The organism is Ensifer sp. GW823-FHT05D09 (genome assembly GCF_058795755.1).
Genome location: NZ_JBXAIA010000004.1, coordinates 13,029 through 32,149, shown reverse-complemented (window position 1 = coordinate 32,149; position 19,121 = coordinate 13,029). Strand labels below are relative to the sequence as shown.

17 protein-coding genes and 1 pseudogene are annotated in these 19,121 nt (G+C 59.9%); 6 read left to right on the top strand and 12 right to left on the bottom strand.

The window, feature by feature from the left end; all coding sequences use genetic code 11:
- Positions 1–7 precede the first annotated feature (7 nt).
- The 4 genes from AC1Q80_RS14360 (at position 8) to kduD (ending at position 4,871) form a co-directional block, all read left to right on the top strand.
- Positions 8–1,291, top strand: coding sequence for an ABC transporter substrate-binding protein (locus tag AC1Q80_RS14360; RefSeq protein WP_492360833.1), 1,284 nt, complete (start codon positions 8–10; stop codon positions 1,289–1,291).
- A 78-nt stretch (positions 1,292–1,369) separates the two neighbouring features.
- A complete protein-coding gene (locus AC1Q80_RS14355) occupies positions 1,370–3,235 on the top strand; it encodes a DUF2264 domain-containing protein (RefSeq protein ID WP_492360832.1) in 1,866 nt (621 codons plus the stop codon).
- Between the two features lie 38 nt (positions 3,236–3,273).
- Complete coding sequence (gene kduI, locus AC1Q80_RS14350) at positions 3,274–4,110, top strand: 5-dehydro-4-deoxy-D-glucuronate isomerase (protein WP_492360831.1); 837 nt, start codon at positions 3,274–3,276, stop codon at positions 4,108–4,110.
- Positions 4,107–4,871 (top strand): 2-dehydro-3-deoxy-D-gluconate 5-dehydrogenase KduD, encoded by a 765-nt coding sequence (gene kduD, locus AC1Q80_RS14345; protein WP_492360830.1) that lies wholly within the window; start codon positions 4,107–4,109, stop codon positions 4,869–4,871. The genes kduI and kduD overlap by 4 nt, the downstream gene beginning before the upstream one ends.
- Positions 4,872–5,205: 334 nt before the next feature.
- Here kduD and AC1Q80_RS14340 read toward each other — a convergent pair whose 3' ends face one another.
- The 11 genes and pseudogenes from AC1Q80_RS14340 to lysA form a co-directional block, all read right to left on the bottom strand.
- On the bottom strand, positions 5,206–6,234 hold the full coding sequence (locus AC1Q80_RS14340) for an Lnb N-terminal periplasmic domain-containing protein (protein ID WP_492360829.1): 1,029 nt from the start codon (positions 6,232–6,234) through the stop codon (positions 5,206–5,208).
- Between the two features lie 390 nt (positions 6,235–6,624).
- Positions 6,625–6,938: pseudogene (locus AC1Q80_RS14335) on the bottom strand (DUF808 family protein); the annotation flags it as partial.
- Positions 6,939–6,944: 6 nt separating this feature from the next.
- Positions 6,945–7,103 (bottom strand): hypothetical protein, encoded by a 159-nt coding sequence (locus tag AC1Q80_RS14330; RefSeq protein WP_245298385.1) that lies wholly within the window; start codon positions 7,101–7,103, stop codon positions 6,945–6,947.
- Between the two features lie 130 nt (positions 7,104–7,233).
- On the bottom strand, positions 7,234–8,808 hold the full coding sequence (locus AC1Q80_RS14325) for a D-aminopeptidase (RefSeq protein WP_492360828.1): 1,575 nt from the start codon (positions 8,806–8,808) through the stop codon (positions 7,234–7,236).
- Between the two features lie 106 nt (positions 8,809–8,914).
- The gene (locus AC1Q80_RS14320; protein WP_492360827.1) at positions 8,915–9,433 is read right to left on the bottom strand and encodes a L,D-transpeptidase family protein; all 519 of its coding nucleotides are present in this window, start codon (positions 9,431–9,433) and stop codon (positions 8,915–8,917) included.
- Positions 9,434–9,467: 34 nt separating this feature from the next.
- The gene (locus AC1Q80_RS14315; RefSeq protein ID WP_492360826.1) at positions 9,468–10,442 is read right to left on the bottom strand and encodes an ABC transporter ATP-binding protein; all 975 of its coding nucleotides are present in this window, start codon (positions 10,440–10,442) and stop codon (positions 9,468–9,470) included.
- Positions 10,439–11,437: an ABC transporter ATP-binding protein gene (locus tag AC1Q80_RS14310; RefSeq protein ID WP_492360825.1), complete on the bottom strand. Its 999-nt coding sequence runs from the start codon at positions 11,435–11,437 to the stop codon at positions 10,439–10,441. Before AC1Q80_RS14310 ends, AC1Q80_RS14315 begins: the two co-directional genes overlap by 4 nt.
- Positions 11,438–11,446: 9 nt before the next feature.
- On the bottom strand, positions 11,447–12,337 hold the full coding sequence (locus AC1Q80_RS14305) for an ABC transporter permease (RefSeq protein WP_492360824.1): 891 nt from the start codon (positions 12,335–12,337) through the stop codon (positions 11,447–11,449).
- The gene (locus tag AC1Q80_RS14300) at positions 12,334–13,272 is read right to left on the bottom strand and encodes an ABC transporter permease (RefSeq protein ID WP_077500401.1); all 939 of its coding nucleotides are present in this window, start codon (positions 13,270–13,272) and stop codon (positions 12,334–12,336) included. Before AC1Q80_RS14300 ends, AC1Q80_RS14305 begins: the two co-directional genes overlap by 4 nt.
- A gap of 116 nt (positions 13,273–13,388) precedes the next feature.
- Positions 13,389–14,975, bottom strand: a complete 1,587-nt coding sequence (locus AC1Q80_RS14295) for an ABC transporter substrate-binding protein (protein WP_492360823.1) — start codon at positions 14,973–14,975, stop codon at positions 13,389–13,391.
- Positions 14,976–15,072: 97 nt separating this feature from the next.
- Positions 15,073–16,410, bottom strand: a complete 1,338-nt coding sequence (gene lysA, locus AC1Q80_RS14290) for a diaminopimelate decarboxylase (RefSeq protein WP_492360822.1) — start codon at positions 16,408–16,410, stop codon at positions 15,073–15,075.
- A 167-nt stretch (positions 16,411–16,577) separates the two neighbouring features.
- Here lysA and AC1Q80_RS14285 point away from each other — a divergent pair, with 167 nt between their 5' ends.
- Both AC1Q80_RS14285 and AC1Q80_RS14280 read left to right on the top strand, forming a co-directional pair.
- Positions 16,578–17,507: a LysR family transcriptional regulator gene (locus AC1Q80_RS14285; RefSeq protein ID WP_492360821.1), complete on the top strand. Its 930-nt coding sequence runs from the start codon at positions 16,578–16,580 to the stop codon at positions 17,505–17,507.
- 250 nt (positions 17,508–17,757) lie between these two features.
- A complete protein-coding gene (locus AC1Q80_RS14280) occupies positions 17,758–18,318 on the top strand; it encodes a hypothetical protein (protein WP_492360820.1) in 561 nt (186 codons plus the stop codon).
- On the opposite strand, the gene AC1Q80_RS14275 is transcribed toward AC1Q80_RS14280, so the two are convergent.
- Positions 18,315–18,992: an aquaporin gene (locus AC1Q80_RS14275; RefSeq protein WP_492360819.1), complete on the bottom strand. Its 678-nt coding sequence runs from the start codon at positions 18,990–18,992 to the stop codon at positions 18,315–18,317. The two genes, AC1Q80_RS14280 and AC1Q80_RS14275, sit on opposite strands and share 4 nt — an antisense overlap.
- Positions 18,993–19,121 lie beyond the last annotated feature (129 nt).

Here is a 19,121-nt window from a genome sequence, read left to right as displayed (position 1 = left end):
GGAGAACATGATCAACAGACGCCATTTCTTGCGCAACGCCGCGCTGTTCGGTGCCGGCGCCACGATTGCGACGATGCCAGCCTTCCGCGCCTTCGCGGACGATTCCATGCGCCTCTACTGGTGGGGCACACCCAGCCGTGCCGAACGCACGCTGGGTGCGGCCAAGCTTTTTGAAGCCGCGCACTCCGGCGTGAAGATCGTCGGCGAGGTGGGGGGCAGCGACTACTGGGCGAAGCTCACGACGATGATCGCCGGCGGCAATGCGCCGGATATATTCCAGCTCGAGCCGAGCCGCTTTGCCGACTATAGCCGCCGGTCCACCAACCTGCCGCTCAACGATTATCTCGGAAAGGTGATCCGCACCGAAAAGCTAGTGCCGGGCGTGCTTGATCTCGGGACGGTCGACGGCAAGGTCACCGGCATGCCGCTGTCACTGAACGCCTTCGCGATGATCTATGACGCGGACGCCATGGCGAAGGCCGGGCTTGCGCCGCCTTCTGCAAAGACCACCTGGGACGACTTCGCCAAGCTTGCGATCGACCTAACCAAGGCGATGGGCAAGAAAAATGTCTGGGCGGTCGGAAACGCGTCGCGCTACACCTATGCTTTCGAGGCGTTTCTGCATCAGCGCGGCAAGAAGCTCTACACCGAGGCCGGAAAGCTTGGCTACGAGGCCACTGATGCGGCCGATTGGTTCGGCTATTGGGAGAGCCTCACGAAGAATGGCGGCTGCGTGTCCGCCGAGATCCAGGCGCTCGACAAGGTCCTGGTCGACAGCAATCCGTTGGCAACCGGCAACGCCGTCATCGCCATTGCCTTCTCCAACCAGTTGCCGGCCTTCCAGAAGATCTCCAAGAGCACGCTCGACATCACGTCGCTGCCTGTCAGTTCTGCCGGCGGGCCTTCCGGTCTCTTCTACCGTCCCGGCCTGCACTGGTCGATCGCCAGCACGGCGAAGAACCCGGAGCTTGCAGCGCAGTTCATCGACTTCTTCGTCAATGATCTGGAGGCCGGCAAGATCCTTCAGGTCGAGCGAGGCGTGCCCGTCAACACCGACGTGCAGGCTGCCGTTCTCCCCTCGATCGATGCGACCGCGAAGAAGACGGTCGACTATGTCAACAGCATCGCTGACCGTGTCGGGGCCTATCCGCCGGCCGTGCCGCTTGGTGCTGGCGAGCTCGACGAGCGCGTTTTCCGCCCGCTCGCCGACAAGGTCGCCTTTGGCCAGCTGACGCCGGCAGAAGCCGGTAGCGAACTCGTTTCGTCGGCCGACCGAATTCTCAAGGCCTGAGCATTCGCTCCACTTTGCAGAGCTGCGTGGGAAAGTCACCGTTCCCGCGCGGCAACCTCCGAACGGAAGCCTTTTCGCATGACCGACACGATCTTTCCCGAGAGCCTGTTCAAGCCCTGGGCAGGCAATCCGCTGAAAAGCCGCGCCGACGTCGAAACCGCGCTCAAGGTGCTGGTCGAGCCGGTGGAGAAATATCGCTCTCCTGGCGGCGCTCGGATACGGCTGGATGCGCACGCCGCGCATTTCGACCAGGAATCCGCCGACATGGAGGGCTACTCCCGCCTGCTCTGGGGGCTGGCGCCGGCTGAGGTCGGCGGTGCGACGTGGATCGACTGGGCGCCGATCGCCCGCGGCCTCGCCAACGGCTGCGATCCGGCGCATCCGGAATATTGGGGCGACTGCTTCGATCGCAGCCAGCGTCTGGTGGAGCTGGCGGCGATCGGCTTCGCGCTAAGGCTGGTGCCGGACAAGCTCTGGGCACCCCTGTCTGAAGTCGAACGCCGCAATGTCGCTGCCTACCTGCTGAAAGGCCATGCCTGCGAATACAGCGACAACAACTGGAAGTTCTTCCGGCTGCTCGTCGGCATGGGGCTCAGCCATGTCGGTGTCGACTACGACCGGCGGCTTGACGAAAAATACCGGCGCGAACTTGACGGCTTCTATCTCGGCGACGGCTGGTATCACGATGGCGATGTGCGGCGCGCCGACCACTACATTCCCTTTGCCTTCCACTTCTACGGCCTGATCCTGGCCGCCCTCAATGGTGCCGATTGGACGAACAGATATCGTGAGCGGGCCACGTTGATTGCCGGCGATTTGGCGAGGTGGTTCGCCGATGACGGGCCAGCTCTCTGCTTCGGCCGCTCGATGACCTATCGCTTTGCCATCGCAGGCCTCTTCGGCGCCATGGCGCTCGTCGGCGATGAGACGATCCCTTTCGGCGAGCAGAAGGGATACTTCCTGCGGCATCTGCGGTGGTGGGCAAAGCAACCCTTTGCCGCGCGCGACGGCGTGATGCCCGTCGGCTACGCCTATCCCAACCTGATCATGTCGGAACCCTACAATTCTGCGCAATCGCCCTACTGGGCGCTGAAGGCCTTCCTTCCGCTGATGCTGCCGGAGGACCATCCGTTCTGGGCGAGCGACGAGACCGTCTGCCCAGCGCGACCGGCGGTCTCCGCCCAGTGCCATATCGGTTTCCTGATTGCCAATCCGCCGGGGGATGCGATTGCGCTCTCCTGTGGTCAGCACACCAGCGCCGAGAACACCTTCATCCGCTTCGCGCCGGAGAAATATGCCAAGTTCGCCTATTCGGCGCGCTACGGTTTCAGCGTCGAGAACGATCTCTGGCGGTTCGACAATTCCGTGCTCGAATCGATGATCGGCTTCAGCGACGATGGCGTGCATTTCCGCGTGCGCGAGACCAACGAGCAAGCGCTGATCGCCGACAACGTTCTTTACGCGCGCTGGCGGCCCTATGCCGACGTCTCGGTTGAAACCTGGCTCTACTGGGACGGTGATTTTCAGGTCCGGCTCCATCGCGTTGAGACGCCGCGATCGCTCGCTACCATCGAAGGCGGCTTTGCCCTAGGGCGGGACCCTGCCGAGGTCCTTGAACAGGATGCCGGTCGCGCCGTCGTCACCACCGGGACGGACCTTTCGGGTGTGATCGATATCGGCTCGTCGATTGCGCGAAAGGGGCGCTGCCACATCGCGGCGCCGAATACCAATCTGGTTTCGGCAAAGACGGTCATTCCTCAATTGCTCGGCACTGTTCCTGCCGGCATCAGCACGCTCGCCGTCGCCGTCCTCGCGCAGGGCGACGCGGCAGATGGAGAGAGGAAACTGTCCCGCTTGCCCGCAGCGCCGGATGTCGAGGCGCTTCGAAGGCTCCTCTCGGAGCGGGGAACCACCGTAACGCTGATGCGTGGCGTACCGCTCTGACATCAACCGATTCTCCCGCAACGACCGAAAGACCTGACATGACGCTCTCCAATTTCTCGTCCCGCCACGCCATCGATCCACTCGCCGCAGCCGCGATGGGGACGGAGGAACTGCGCCACAACTTTCATATCGCCGGCCTCTTCGAGAGCGATCGCGTCAACTTCACCTACACCCATTACGACCGCATGGTGGTCGGCGGTGCCATGCCGGTTGAGGCAGAATTGACGCTTGAAGCCATCAAGCCGATGGGGACGAAGACGTTTCTCGAACGTCGCGAGCTGATTGCCGTCAACATCGGTGGACCAGGGCGTATCGTCGTCTCCGGCAAGAGCCATTCTCTCGGCAAACGTGACATGATCTATGTCGGTATGGGTCAGGATGTGGTTCTCGTCTCCGACGACCGCGCGAACCCGGCAAAGTTCTATTTGCTGTCGGCGCCGGCGCACCGCGCCTTGCCGACGGCGCTCCTGACGATCGCTGGCGCGAAGCGCCTGGACCTCGGCAGTCTGGAGACGTCGAACGAACGATCGATCTTTCAGTTCACCAACGGGATCGAGACCTGCCAGTTGGTCGTCGGCATGACGGAACTGAAGAAAGGCTCGGTGTGGAACACCATGCCCGCCCATATCCATGACCGGCGCATGGAAGTGTATCTCTATTTCGATCTTCCGGAGCCGGCGCGCGTCTTCCATTTCCTCGGCGAGCCCTCCGAGACGCGCCATATCGTGATGGCCAATGAGGAGGCTGTGCTGTCGCCGGTGTGGTCGATCCATTCCGGTTGCGGCACCTCCAACTACGCCTTCATCTGGGCGATGGCGGGCGACAATGTCGACTACACTGACGCCGACCCGGTCCCGATGGAGACGTTGCGATGAGCGATCTTTCTGCCTTCAGCCTCAAAGGGAAGCGCGTGCTCGTCACCGGTGCCAACACCGGGATCGGTCAGGGCATAGCGGTCTCGATCGGCCGGGCGGGCGGCGAAGTGGTCGCTGTCGGGCGCTCTTCGATGACGGAGACGGTTGAAAAGGTCGAGGTCGCGGGCGGCAGGGCCTTGCCGTTCGCCTGCGATCTCTCAGATGGTGACTCGGTCAAGCACTTGATCGACCGCGTCTCAGAGGAATGCGGCCCACTCGACGGATTGGTCAACAATGCCGGGATCATTCGCCGGGCCGCCTCTGTCGAACTTTCGGAGGTGGACTGGGACGATGTGATCGACCTCAATCTGAAGGCGACCTTTCTTCTGAGCCAGGCCTATGGCCGCAGGCTCCTCCCCGAAAAGCGCGCCGGACGGATCGTCAATATCGCCTCGCTGCTGTCCTTCCAGGGCGGCATTCGTGTTGCCTCCTATACGGCGTCAAAGCATGGAGTGCTCGGCATCACCCGCATCCTTGCCAACGAATGGGCAAGTCAGGGTATCAACGTCAACGCCATCGCGCCCGGATACATCGTCTCGAACAATACTGAGGCCTTGCGCGCGGACATCGATCGCAGTGCAGCGATCGTCGACCGCATCCCTGCCGGGCGTTGGGGCACGCCCGAGGATATCGGCGACGCTGCGGTGTTCCTGCTGGCGCCGGCATCACGCTACATGCATGGTGCGGTTATCCCGGTTGATGGGGGTTGGTTGGCGCGTTGAGCTGAGGCGTGAAATACAGACACACGCTCATTGAGCGAGCATAAGCTCATAGCGTCCTCGCTTTGTTGATGAAGCGGCGCTTGGATCGCGGGTTCGAGTCCTTTCAAGGCGAAGGATAGGGGCGAACGTCTTTGGGCCGATGGCCGACGGTCAGCTGCCAGTAAACCTACCACCGAAAGCGGACATCGGAGTTCTTGCCAGCCGTCTGGAATTGGGCCCAAACCGGATATTCGCTTATTTGACCAACACCGCCACCGCGGCCGAAGAGGAGTTACTTTTCCAAATCGAAATCCGGCAGCTTCCAGGTACGGTCAAAGTAGGGGCTGCCATCCAATTATCGCGGGTCCTGCGGCGCTGGCGAAGATACGCCGACGCGTATCGCCATTGAGAAGTTCGGCGATAATCCGTCGGCCCGAGCGCGCTGGTCGATGTGAGCGACAGTTCTGAGTTCAGCGAGCGGCACTGACGTATCCAATGCGCCATGATCGTAGGCATACTCTGGGAGATAGCCGTTGACGATGAGACGCCAGTCGAAAGGAACCTTGCCTCCAACAACGCGCATCATCTTGACGACCGTCGTCGTGCAGTTGCTTGTGAGCGAGTTGTAGAACAGCGGCGTCGTGGCCAGTGCATTGGCGTCCGCAACATACTCGCGCAGGAGCGCACCGGCCTGTTCCGGGGATACGTTCAGGCGGTAGATCTGGACATCTTCGCCACGGAAGTTCGAACGGACGCCCACCACATCCCGTTCGTCTGCTGCAATGATGACAAGAGGATTGCTCTTGAATAGATCGGCGAGCGGCGAGAACGCACCTCCGACGCGGCGACGGACTTCCACCGACCACGGAAGCTGCTCTCCGCCTTCAAAACCGAAGCTGAAAATCACGTGGGCAATCTCCGGCCCCGCCCAATAGGACATGAACAGGTCGACCGTCCGGAGCTTACTCATATCGTAAGTGCGCGTCGTCCATCGTTCGATGAAGTCGGTGCTGCTATGCCAGTCGAAGTCCCTTACATTGGTTAGTGTCAGCAGGTCGCCGTTGAACTCGCCTGTGACCTGTCGTGCGACATCTGGTGCCCACGATGCGTCCTCGACGGGCTTGATCGTGATCCACCAGACCAGGATAAATGCGAACCCCGCTGTGAACGTGAGGATGGCTTTGTAACGCCAGGGGCCAAACAGTGCGGCGATCGTAAATATCCCGAAAAGGGCGAATAGCCCGGCGGCAAAGCCTCTGGCGAATTCCGAAGCGGGAAGGCGATACCACAAAGCAAGTGAGGCCCATGCAACGGCCAAGGCTACGAGGATTGCGAGTTGAACTACCAAAACAGCCGAAGCTAAGCGATGCAATCTAGTCTCCATCTGTCTGTGTCAGTACGTTTGAGCAGGAAATCTGGAGGCCCCTGCGTCACGCTAGCCGCCGAAATTAATAAAAGCCACAAAGAGCGCTTTTTCGCCGCCAGTTCAGATCTTGCAGAATGATACGGGTGACCGAGTCTTCACCTGAAACTGCAGCGACACCGCGCGAGACGTTGCATCGCTCGGCAGCGAGGTCGTCCACTTCGGTGCAATTGTTCACGGCGATGGTCGCTATTGGCGCAAAGCTGCAAACACCGAGATGCTATCTTTATGTCACGGATTTTGAGGTCGGAGCCGTTTCATCAAAGGGACCGAGATATGCACCAAGATGATGGTGAAGCCGCCGATCAATATGGCCAACATAGTCTGGCCTGCGGATGTCGTAGTCCAGTGGAGAACGCTCGCTCCGACCATCAGGAGAGGGGTGATCGCCCATGGCGCGAAATAGCCTAGAAAAATACAGGCCGGCAGAAGAAGGAGAAGCTTGTTCTTCAAAGAACCGAGCGCGATCTTGGCGATGATTGGCAGTTCCCGCGCTGGCGACAGGCCGACCACGTCTCTCTGTGTCACGGCAGCATCATCGGTTACGACGCCCGCGGCTTTCGCACCGGCTTTCGCTGTCTGAGCGGCGACATCATCCAGGGAGGCGGTCGCAAGTTTCGCAATTGCGGCGACGTCGTCGAGAGCGCGAGAAGTCCAGTTGCCATAGGATTCTATCCATTCGCCGAGACCACGACGCTGGCCACTTCGTCGTCATTGCCGTAGTGGCCGATCGCCATGCCGGGACTGACAATCTTCGAGACGGGGCCGGCATTCGGATTCATGACCGTGTCAGTCGGGCCGGATTGCAGGGTATTCACGATGATGCCCATGCGGCCGCCGCGAGGCAACTTTGCCGACGGATGGCACCTCATGCTACCGCCATTTCGCGATTGGGACGTCCGCTGCCGGGGCCTGCTCTTCGACATCGTGCTCTTCTCGGACTACGAAGCGAGCGACCGTTTATAGCTCTCTGGCACAGTCGCGTTGGTAGTGTATGTTCCGCGCCAACCAGCAACCTATCGTGAGGCCGCAAACTAAACCGGCGGCATCACGTTGCACCTGGACGGTCCAATCGCCAGGAGGAGCGGCGTCCATTGAGCGTCTCGTCGTGACAATCCAGATGTCCTCCGCCAGGGCATACATGCGTTCCATGGGCCCAGTGCCGAGCATCCCCTTGAACAACGCGTATGTGGCCCCGTCGCGGACCTCGATATCAAGATGCGCCTCCAGCTCTTCCGACCAGTAGCGACCGGCGATAGCGGCACCATCGGCCCATTCGATCGGAGTAAGCGGACGGCCTATCACCTGGAGGTTCTCGCTTTCACGCAGCATCACGAGCGTCGCGCCATCCTTTTTCAAGGTGAGCGCGTGACCGCGGGCGACGCCGTCGGCAGAAACGGCAAGCCTGGCCGGCGATGGAGCGTAGTATAGCTTTATGCCAGAGATGTCCTGAACGGTCCTGACGACGAGGCCCTGTTCCTCATCGAGCCAAAGGCCGTCCCAATTTTCGGGGCGAATGCAGGCTGTATCGACTTGGAGGCCAAGCGCGGCGTTCAGAACTGTGGTGGCAGCTGTGAAGGTGCTGGTGTCGTGATTGAACATGACCACTACGGAAAGTCGTTCTTCCGCCGCGTGGAGCCGAAACGAGCTGAAGCCCCGCAAACCCCCGCCATGCCCGGTGACCTTGATGCCGCTGATGATATCCCGACGCAGTCCATAGCCATAGCTTGCTGGCGATCCATCGGCATAAGTGACCGGCGCAGAGATGCGGTTGTAGAGGCTCCCGGGGTCATTGCGGGTCGCGTCGATATACATTTCCCAAGCCAGCAAATCGTCAAGAGACGCGGCAATACCGGCGTCTCCGAACCAATAGACGCCGTTTTGAGCTGGCAGAAAACCGACGTCGTCGTTACCTTCATAGCCGACCACGCCATCGAGCGGAAAGCGAGTGTCAGCAGCGAGTTCGGCGGTCTTCATGCCGGCTGGCGAAAAAATCCGCTTAGCCAGAAGATCACCGAGGGCACGTTCCGTTCCCCGCTCGATGAGTTCCCCGAGAATTCGAAAGTTGGCATTGTTGTAGGAATAGAGTGTACCCGCCGGGAAATGGCCAGTCTTCGATCGCGCAATGAGTGGCAGCGCCACCTCGCGTGCAAACGTGGCTTCCGGCTCTGCGCCCTGAAGGACCGTCAGCGCCCAGTAGTCGCGCAAGCCCGACTGGTTGTGGCAGAGCTGTTCCACCGTTGGCTGGCTATCGCGGTAGTCGGGAATGAAATCCCTCACTAATGCGTCCAGCTTGCTCAGATCGTCGAACTGGTCCAGCAACAGGGCACATGTAAACTGCTTAGAGAGCGAGCAGATTGGCAAGCGGGCGGCCGCCGTCATCGGTAGGCGCTGGTACATGTCGGCATAGCCCCATGCGCGGCGAGCTATGACCTGCCCGTCCTTCACAACTCCGGCCACGCCACCGGGCCCCTTGTACCGGCTGGGCAAGAGGTCGAGCACACGCTCGAGCGCGACGGTGTCGATAGCGGTCATGATTGGGATGCCTGAATTGTCGCCCGGCGTGCAGTTCAGGCGGGAACGACGGAGAGGGGAAAATGTGGCGACGCGCCTTCGACGGTGACGACGCACGCGGCTTGCGTCAGGTTGCGCCGGAAAACACGAGGTGGGTCGAGCGTTCGGCCAGCGCTAGGAAGGCCAGCAGATCCTCCCGCGAAAGTGCGGCGCATCCCGCTGTGGGTGTGTAGTTTGGCCGGGCTATATGCAGGAAAACGGCACTGCCCGCGCTGGCGACCGGTGGGTCATCATTGTGCCCCAAAACTACGACGATGTCGTAGATGTCGTCGTCCATCCAGAGCTCTTCGTGGCTTGCGGCGAAGGGCAGCTTTACCTGGCGATTGTAGTCCGGATGCGAAGGGGCGTCGCACCAGCCATCCAAGCGGTCGATGGCACGTGTGCGAAATGGCGATTCCGGCTTAGCCATCCGATCGGCACGGTAGAAGACCTGGCGGATTGGCCAACGCCCGATGGGACTGGCGCCATCTCCCTCGACCTTTTCGCTTGCAGGACGCAGTTCGCCGCGGCCAATGGCACAGCGCCAGCGCTTGTCTCCGTAGGCTGCCTGCCAAGCGTCGCCCATTCGAGATACGATCAGATCCAAGACTAAAATCCTTCCTTGTCGTCAATTACCCCGATCACCGATCCAGGGGGAAATGGCATGCGACAGCGCGGTCGTCGTGGTCAGACAGCGACGGCTCCTCGCTCCGGCAAATTGCTTGAGCGTAAGGGCAGCGCGTGTGAAAGCGACACCCGGACGGCAGATTCATCGGACTGGGGATGTCGCCGACCAGCATCGGCCTTTCGCGGTTTCTCTGATGCGGATCCGGCCGTGGGACCGCCGAGATCAGAAACATCGTGTATGGATGGCGGGGGTTGGAGAAAATCTCCTCTGTGGTTCCGACTTCCACCATCCGTCCAAGGAACATCACCCCGACGCGATCGGCGAACTGGCGCACAACGCTCAAATCGTGAGTGATGAACAGATAGGTCAGCTTCAGCTGCTCCTGAAGGTCTCGTAAGAGGTTGAGCACTTGCGCCTGGATCGAGACGTCGAGTGCGGAGACGGCCTCGTCGCAAACGACGAACTCAGGGCTGTTGGCAAGTGCGCGGGCAATGCCGATGCGCTGCCGCTGTCCGCCGCTGAACTGGTGGGGATAGCGGCGCAACAGTTGGCGGCGCAGGCCGACCATGTCGAGCAGTTCGCCGCAGCGTTCCTCGATCTCAGCCTCGGTTCCGAAGCCGTGGGCGCGCAGCGGTTCCGCCAGGATGTCCTTGACCCGCATGCGCGGATTGAGCGAGGCGTAAGGATCCTGGAAGACGATCTGCAGCTTCTTGCGCATCGCCCGCATCGCGGAATCGTCGAGCGCGTGAAGATCCTGGCCGCGATACCGCACGGTGCCGTTGGTCCGCTCGATGAGACGCAGCATCACCCGGCCGAGCGTGGTCTTGCCGCAACCCGACTCGCCGACCAGCGCGAAGGTCTCCCGCTCGCGAATTTCGAGATCGATGCCGTCCACGGCGCGAACCACCCGACGCTGCGAGCGGAAGAACCCTGAGCTGATGGGGTAGTGCTTGCTCAGCCCCTCGGTGGAAATGAGGACTTCGCTCACGCTTTTCCTCCCTGTTTGTCGTGCAGCCAACAACGGGCCTTGTGCCCATTGCTGAGATCGGTCAGTTCAGGCTGTTTCAGCTTGCAGATCGGCATCGCGTCGGCACAGCGCGGATGGAAACGACAGCCGTTAGGAAGGTTCGCAAGGTTGGGCACCACTCCCGGAATGCTATTCAGGCGCGCGGTTGTGCGCATTTCTGTCGCCTTCGGGATCGATGCGAGAAGCCCCCTGGTGTAGGGATGGGAAGGCCGATCGAATAGGTCGAAGACATTGGCCTGTTCGACGATCTGGCCGGCATACATGACGTTCACCTCGTCGCACATCTCCGCGATGATGCCGAGGTCGTGGGTGATCATGACGATCGCGGTGCCGACCTTGTCACGCAGTGCCATCATCAGCCGCAGGATCTGCGCCTGGGTCGTCACGTCGAGCGCCGTCGTCGGTTCGTCGGCGATCAGGAGTTGCGGTTCGCAGATCAGCCCCATGGCGATCATCGCTCGCTGTCTGAGACCGCCCGACAGCTGGTGCGGATAGACGTCGAGGCGTGCCGCCGGCTCAGGAATGCCGACGGTTTCGAACATGCGTAGAACCTTTTCACGGATGGCGCGTTTGCCCAGATTGGTGTGGATGGCAAGCGGCTCGCCAACCTGCTGGACCATGGTTTTGACCGGGTTCAGCGACGTCATGGGCTCCTGAAACACCATCGCGACCTCTCGGCCGCGCCGGCACCGCATCTCGTCGCTGTTCAGCCGTGCCAGGTCGGTTCCGTTGAGCTGGATGCTGTCCGCGTTCACCCTTCCCGGCGGAGAGGGCACGAGCCCCATCAGCGACAGCGCCGTCATGCTTTTGCCCGAGCCGGACTCGCCGACCAGGCCGACGATCCTGCCGCGGCCAACGTCAAACGAAACGCCGTCGACGACCCGCACAGGCCCGTTCTGTGTTTTGAATTCCGTGCGAAGGTTGCGCACGCTCAGCAATGTGGTCTGATCTGTCATCGTCGCTCCTCAGTCCTTCATATAGGGATCGAGTGCGTCGCGCAGACCGTCGCCGACGAAATTGAATGCCAGCACGGTTATCAGGATCGCCACCCCCGGCATGATGGCAACCAGCGGCGCCGAGAAGATGTACTCCTTGCCCTTCGCCACCAGCAGCCCCCAGCTTGCTTCCGGCGGTTGGACGCCCACCCCGAGAAAACTGAGGCTCGATTCCCACATGATCGCCTCGGGAATGCTGAGTGAAAACAGCACGATCAACGTCGGGACGACATTGGGGAAGATGTGGCCGATCATGATAGCGGTCTTCTTCGTGCCATTGGCGCGGGCGGCCTCGATGAACTCCTTCTCCTTAACGGCAAGTGTCTGAGCACGCACGACGCGTGCTACTCCGGCCCAGCCGACAAGGCTCAGGGCGATGAAAATGTTGAAGAGGTTCGCACCCAACGTATACATCACCACCATCGCCAGCAGCAACGACGGGAAGGCAATCATCATATCGGCGAGCCGCATGATGATGAAGTCGATTCTACCGCCGAAATACCCGCTGATGATGCCCATCACGGCTCCGATCATCAATGAGATGAAGCTCGGGACGATGCCGACGATCAACGAGATCCGCGCCCCGTAGAGGATGCGGGTCAGAAGGTCGCGACCAAAGTTGTCTGTTCCCAGCCAAAAGGTGGCGGAGGGCGGCAGGAATTGTTCATCCATTGCCACGCGATAAGGATCGTGAGGGCTTAGGAATGGAATGAAAAGCGCTACGAAGACCAAAAGGCTGACCACGACCAGCCCAACCATTGCCATACGGTTCTTCGCGAAAATCCTGATGCCGTCGCGTAGAAAACCTTCATTGCCGGATTCGTCGATGAAGTCTTCGGTGGCTCCGCTGAGCTGCGTCATTTCGAGCCTCCCTTCATCTCATTGCGAATGCGGGGGTCGAGGACGGAATAAAGAATATCGGCAACGAGATTGCCCAGAATGACAAGTACTGTTGCAAAGAGTACCGAGCCCTGCAGAAGCGGCATGTCGCGCGCCTGTATGGCATTGACTGAGATGCGGCCTACACCTGGGATACCGAAAATCGCCTCGGTGATGACTGCACCAGAAAGCAATCCGGCGACCTGGATCGCCATGATGGTGACGACAGGGATGAGCGCGTTTTTAAGCGCATGCCTCCGAATGACCAAAAGCTCGCGAAGGCCCTTGGCGCGGGCGGTGCGGATGTAGTCATGGCGCATCACTTCCAAAAGGCTGGAACGTGTCAGACGGGCGATGACACCGGCGGAGCTCCAGCCGAGAACAATAGCTGGCATGATCACGTACTGGTAGCCGTAGAACCCTGACACGGGCAGCCACTTCAGCTTCAGGGCGAAGACGTACTGCATCAGCAGGGCCGACCAGAATATCGGCATGGACACGCCCACCAGCGAAAAGCCCATGAAGAGATGGTCGACTAGCGAGTCGCGTCGCACCGCCGACAGCACGCCGACGGGGATGCCAATTACCCAGGAAACGAGCGCCGCGCAGATGGTGAGGATAAGTGTGTTGGGGAAGGCGTTGAGGATCAGCGTCGTCACGTCTCGATTGAGCTTGATCGAAACACCGAGATCACCCTGAAGGGCGGCAAAGAGAAACCTGAAATACCGTGTGATGAGCGGATCATCGAGGTGCATCTGGGAACGGACGCGTTCGATAACGTCTGCGCTCGCATGTTCCTTCATCAGCAGCGCGATAGGGTCGCCGGGAATCACGTTGAGCATGATGAAAAGCAGCGCCGTGATGCCGATCAAAACAGGGATCGAAATCACGATACGCTTTATCACGAAAGTCAGCATCGAAAGTAATCTTTCACTCAGCCTCGCGGCAATGAAAGCGCGGGGTGGTTGATCCTACAAGAGAAGGGACGGGCGTGCGGGCGCTGGGAAGCCAGCGCCCGCCAAACAGAAACGTCCTATTCGACTTCCATCTTGTAGTAGCTCATGTCGCTCCACCCGTTCCACGGCACCACGAAGTTTTTGACCCGCGGCTGCACCACATAGGCGTGGTCGAGGCTGAACATCGGTACCCAGGCTGCGTCTTCCTGCACGATCCGATCCGTCATCTTCTGATAGAGCGCGCAGCGCTCCTCGGCATTGGTCATCGAGCGGGCCTTGTCGAGTGCTGCGAAGACTTCCTCGTCGTTGTTGTTGTAACCGCGAACCGCCGTGCCGCTCTTGCTGAAGAACGTGTAGAAGAAGTTATCCGGATCGTTGAAGTCAGCGGACCAGTTTTGCGTGTAGTTGTCGACAGTGCCGGCCTTGCGGCTGGCGAAGTAGGCCGACTCATCCATGGTCTTGATCTGGGCGTTGAAACCGGCTTCCTTGATCTGGGCCTGGATGATCTGGTTCATGTCGGACCATTTCGAGGACCAGCTGCTGACCTGCGTGAGGTTGATGTCCACGCCGTCGGGGTAACCCGCCTCTGCAAGAAGCGCTTTCGCCTTTGCCGGGTTGTATTCGATTGGCGTGGCAGCGGTGTAGCAACTGATGCCGCGCGGGATTACGCCATTCTCGATCGCACCCTTCCCATAGAAATTCTTCTGGAGAATTTCATCACGATTGATCGCCATCTGGAACGCCTTGCGGACGCGAACGTCATCGAAGGGCTTCAGTGCCTGGTTGATATGGTAGTAGTACATGCCGACGCGGGGGCCAGACCGAACCTGGTCCTTCCACTGATCGCTACCGATGAAGTAGGGGAGCTGGGTAGGTGCATAGTCGATGTCGAAAACATCCAACTCACCAGATTCGAAGAGAAGCCTGAGCGTTTCGGAGTCCGCAACCACGCGGATGATGATCTCGTCGAGCTTCGGGCGGCCCTTGAAATACTTTTCATTGGCTGCGAGGATCTGGTTGTCGTTGAGGTTGTATTCCTTCAGGACAAACGGGCCAGTGCCATTGGTCGTCTCAGGCGTCAGACCGTACTGGTCGCCGAGCGGTTCGGTAAATTTCCGATTGTAGATCGAGGCACCCGGGCTGGCGAGCAGCGCGACAAAGGCAGCGTAGGGCTCCTTAAGGACGACTTTGACCGTATATTTGTCTACGGCCTGCAAGCCGGGAACCGAGGTCGTGGTTCCTTCCAGACGTTCGGTAGCTCCATCGACGAAATTGAGGATGTCGGTGCTGAGCGCCTTGGTCTTGGGATCAAGCATGCGGTCGAATGTGTAGACCACGTCGTCTGCCGTCAGTTCCTCGCCATTGTGGAAGAGAACACCCTGGCGCAGATGGAAGGTGTAAGACTTGCCATCGTCGGAAACGTCCCAGCGCTCGGCGAGGCCGGGCACCAGCTGGGTCTGACCAGGACCGCTTGTTTCCGCTTCCACGAGGCGATCATAGACGTTCAGCGGCAGCGTATAGAAGTCCTGCGTCATCTGCACGTCGACTGTCTTTGGATCCTCCTGGTAGGCGATCCGAAGCACGTGGTCGGCCGCAAGGCTGTTGGAGGCCAGGGCAATCGTTACAAGCCCCGTCGCCATTAGGAATTTGACCTTATTGAGCATTTTTCTTCCCTTCTTTTTTAGTTCCCCATCCGGGTCGGCGGGCGCGACAATCGCGACGCGCTTTCCCGGCTGTTTTCTTGCCGGACTGGTGTCCAGTTCAACTTGATCCGAGTGCGATCACAGGCTCCAGTGCCCGCTCCGACGGGGCAGGAACCTGCCATTCCCCTGCCTGCTCCAGCTTCAGCATCTCGGCGATATCTTGTCTACGGCGGACGGTTCTGAAGCGGTCACCTTGCACAAGCACCTCCGCGACGAGATCGCGGGAGTTGTATGTCGATGCCATCGATGCACCATACGCCCCGCCGCAATCAAAGGCGAGCAGATCACCCGCGTTGAGTTTGCCAAGCCCTTCGTAGGATCCGAACTTGTCGGAGCTCTCGCAAATCGGGCCGACTAGGTTATAGGTCGGTGCCGTCTCGCTCGAAGCCGGCTCGCGAAGGGGAAGAACAGGGTGGTGTGCGTCATATAGTGCCGGACGCATAAGATCGTTCATCCCGGCATCAACAATTCCCATGGGGCCGTTAGTCATGTCTTTCAGATAAAGCAGCTCAGTGACGAGCAATCCCGCCCTGCCGACCAGCCACCGACCCGGCTCGACAGTTACCTGACAGCCAAGATGGCCGACGGTCTCATGGATGATGTTGGCATACGCGTCGATGTCTGGACCAGCGTTGCCGTCGTCAGCAATGCCGATGCCGCCACCGAGATCGAGGCGCGGGACGACAAGGCCCCGGGCGCGCATGGACGTCACCAGGTCGGCCATCGCCGTGAACGCACGGCGGAACGGCGCCATGTCCTGGATTTGCGATCCGATGTGAACGGCGACGCCCAGCGCCTCCAGTTCAGGCAGCGCAGCGGCCTCAGCGTAGATGTCGGCCACGTCGCCGATCGCGATCCCGAACTTGCTTTCCTTCGTCGCCGTGGTGATCTTCGCGTGCGTGTTCGCATCGACATCGGGATTGGCGCGGATTGCGATGGGCGCGCGCTTGCCAATGGCGCGGGCTACCTCGGCCACGGCGGCGATCTCCGCCGCTGACTCGACGTTGATCTGGTGGATGCCCGCCTTAAGGGCGCGAGCGATTTCGGCGCGGGTCTTTCCGACGCCGGAGAAGATGATTTTCGATGCTGGAACACCTGCAGCAAGCGCGCGCTCCAGTTCCCCTCCCGAAACGATGTCCATGCCGCAACCGAGCTCGCTGAGTAGCCTGAGCACGGAGATGTTGCTATTCGCCTTTACAGCGAAACAGATGGAAACACCGATCTTACCGACCGCTGCAGACAGCTCCATATAGGAAGCGCGGATCGCGTTGGCTGAATAGCAGTAAAAGGGAGTGGGCATGGCCTCTGCTACCTTGCTCAAGGACACATCCTCGACATGGAGATCGCCTGCTCGATACGAGAGCCAGCCTCGGCCCTTTTTTCCCTGCGTCTCCATGGATTCTAACTTGCCCCTCACAATGGCGACCCGGCGCTGTTGAACGGGTGTATAATTTCAGATGCCTCAGTCATTGGGAAATAATTGCTTCGTCGGTCTTATGCAGATTTGATATGCTGAGGCTTTCGTTTCAGACACTTCTGTCGGTGGAAAAATAAGGCTGACCCATGCGCCTCAATCAACGGCAACTGGAAATTTTCAACGCCATCATGATCAACAAGAGCATGACCGCGGCGGCGGCAGCGTTGGGGACGTCGCAGCCGACGATCAGCCGCGAGCTGCGCGACATGGAGCAGCGGATCGGTTTCGAGCTCTTCCTGCGTTTCGGCAAACGCCTGACGCCGACCAATCAGGCACTACTCCTGCACGAGGTCGTGCGCCGCGCTTTCGTGGGGATGGAGGAAATCAGCCGCGCGGCGTCTGCAATCCGGACGCACAATGCCGCGAACTGTCGGGTCGCAACCATACCCGCCTATGCCGAGGCTATCATCCCGCGCGTGGCGCAACGGCTGTTGAAGCAGCGCCCAGCCATTCATCTTTCTTTGCATTCCTTGGAAGAATTGTCGCTGCAACACGAAATAGCGACAACGGTATTCGATGTGGGGGTCACCGAGGGGCGGTTCGAAAATCAGGGGGTTATCTCCCAGCGCATTGAAGTCGGCGATCTCGTTTGCGTCCTGCCAGTCGGGCACTCGCTTTCCGTCAAGAAAGTCCTCGAGCCGGCCGACTTTGAAGATGTGCCATTTGTCTATTTCTCGCAGGACGATCCTTACCGGAGAAAGCTGGACGACATTTTCTTCGCCGCCGGCGTGTCGCGCAGCTATGCGGTCGAGACGACGACGGCGGCAAGCGTGTGTTCGATGGTTTCAGCGGGGGTGGGTGTGTCGATCATCAATCCGCTGACCGCTGCGAATTACGTGGGCAAAGGCGTTGTTCTGAGAAGGTTCAGCGTCGGCGTACCCTACGCGCTTGCCGTGTGGTGGCCGACCCGGAAGGCGGGCTCGACGGTCGCGGAAAAGTTCACTTCAGTTTTGAAAGAAGTGGCCGTCGAGATGCGTGCGACGCTTCAAGCTGCAATGGAGGAAGCCTCGCCTTAGCTGTTGATACGGCAGGGCTTTCCTCCAGATGGGGCATCACTTCCGTTTGGCCGCCCGAAATAGGGCGTAAAGAGCATTCTAGCTCTGTGCGCCCAATACGAGAAACGAAAAGGCGCGTCATATCGCCGTGGGGCTGGAGCATGGGGCCTCTTTCCGGAAGAGCGCTGTGAAGGGGTGCTACACGGTAACCTACACTGTGACGCCAAGCGACGCTTTCTGGTCGATCATGCTTTGTCGCTCGGACGGGTTCATGAAGAGCGACAAGGCCGTCGTCGATGACCGCGACGTCGAACTCAACGGCGATGGCACATTCACGGGTCTTGACTCGGTCGAAGCGTGCGGTGACAAGCCCCACCGCGTCGACATCTCTGATGGCTGGAACTTCATGATGTGCCTCTATCCTTCTGGAAAAGCCATCCTGAAGCGGGAATGTAAGTTGCCGGACGGTTGCGCTGGTGCGGTAGCGAAATTCGAGCCAAATGGCTTCTTCTTGGCGCGTTGCCGCCCGTATAGCGCGAGCGCGCGAGTGGGGATGTCCGCTTCCGGGCGAAGGAAAAGTTTCCCGCTATGGCCGGTTTGGCGGCGCAATGCTGCCGTTCACAGACTTATAAGCGTGGACGTCGCCTTTGGACGTGAAAGTGAAAGCCGGAATTCCAACGTGACTCTGCATATTCTCCGCAAAGCGGAGCCACTGCAGGATGCCGACCCTTGGTCGTCGCATCTTCAGTCGGCGTGCAGCCTCAGGCTCCTCTCCTTCGCCAGTGTCAGACGAGATGACATTGGGGGCCGTGGACTGCCCCACTGGCGTTAGCGGCGCTCTGACGTAACGACGGAAGCAGCCGTCAACCACCGTGCAAATCCGACAGCGAGCAAACTGCCCAGACATTGGGAAACAACGAAGGGCAGGACGTCTACGGGGCGAATACCCGCAAGGCTGTCTGTGAATGCCCTGGCTATCGTGGTCGCCGGGTTCGCGAAGGAGCTCGACGCAAAAAGCGTAACTGACAGGACGTAGACACCGACGAAGGCGGATACAGAGTTGGGGCGAAACCTGAGCCCAAGGAAGATCGTGAATATGAGGCCAAACGTAGACGCTGCCTCGGCGATCCAGACGGGAAATCCGGTTCGTACGTGAACGCCGACAGAGAGCAGCGGTAAACCGAAAGTGACATGGACGAAGACGACGCCGAGCACACCGCCGACCGTCTGCATGGACACATAGGCGACCGCCTCGTTCCGCAGTATCTGGCCCTGAAAGAGCATTGCCAGACTCACCGCCGGATTGAGGTGGCCGCCGGAGATCGGCCCGAGAAGCTCGAGAAGGACGTATAGCGTCGCGCTGCAGGATATAGCGACACAAAGCACAACCAACACCGGAACATCCGTCATCGCACCGGCCATTGACGCGCTTCCAACAGCGGATACCGCGAGCAGGCCCGTCCCGAAGGCCTCGGCAACAAGGCGTCTTGAAAGCGAATGGTTCACGGCGGTGATCTCTGTATTTGGTCTGTGATGGTGTTAGACAGATGGCGACTGTGTGCCCATCGCTATCGGTGAAAGTGATGGGCACACAAGGTGGCTATTTCCCCAACAGTTTCTTGAGAACCACCGCTA

Coding starts and splice junctions, on each gene's coding strand:
- AC1Q80_RS14310 (WP_492360825.1), bottom strand. CDS start 11,437: ATGACAGATCAGACCACATTGCTGAGCGTGCGCAACCTTCGCACGGAA.
- AC1Q80_RS14325 (WP_492360828.1), bottom strand. CDS start 8,808: ATGACCGCTATCGACACCGTCGCGCTCGAGCGTGTGCTCGACCTCTTG.
- AC1Q80_RS14295 (WP_492360823.1), bottom strand. CDS start 14,975: ATGCTCAATAAGGTCAAATTCCTAATGGCGACGGGGCTTGTAACGATT.
- lysA (WP_492360822.1), bottom strand. CDS start 16,410: ATGGAGACGCAGGGAAAAAAGGGCCGAGGCTGGCTCTCGTATCGAGCA.
- AC1Q80_RS14330 (WP_245298385.1), bottom strand. CDS start 7,103: ATGGGCATCATCGTGAATACCCTGCAATCCGGCCCGACTGACACGGTC.
- AC1Q80_RS14340 (WP_492360829.1), bottom strand. CDS start 6,234: ATGGAGACTAGATTGCATCGCTTAGCTTCGGCTGTTTTGGTAGTTCAA.
- kduI (WP_492360831.1), top strand. CDS start 3,274: ATGACGCTCTCCAATTTCTCGTCCCGCCACGCCATCGATCCACTCGCC.
- AC1Q80_RS14300 (WP_077500401.1), bottom strand. CDS start 13,272: ATGCTGACTTTCGTGATAAAGCGTATCGTGATTTCGATCCCTGTTTTG.
- AC1Q80_RS14355 (WP_492360832.1), top strand. CDS start 1,370: ATGACCGACACGATCTTTCCCGAGAGCCTGTTCAAGCCCTGGGCAGGC.
- AC1Q80_RS14285 (WP_492360821.1), top strand. CDS start 16,578: ATGCGCCTCAATCAACGGCAACTGGAAATTTTCAACGCCATCATGATC.
- AC1Q80_RS14360 (WP_492360833.1), top strand. CDS start 8: ATGATCAACAGACGCCATTTCTTGCGCAACGCCGCGCTGTTCGGTGCC.
- AC1Q80_RS14305 (WP_492360824.1), bottom strand. CDS start 12,337: ATGACGCAGCTCAGCGGAGCCACCGAAGACTTCATCGACGAATCCGGC.
- kduD (WP_492360830.1), top strand. CDS start 4,107: ATGAGCGATCTTTCTGCCTTCAGCCTCAAAGGGAAGCGCGTGCTCGTC.
- AC1Q80_RS14280 (WP_492360820.1), top strand. CDS start 17,758: ATGAAGAGCGACAAGGCCGTCGTCGATGACCGCGACGTCGAACTCAAC.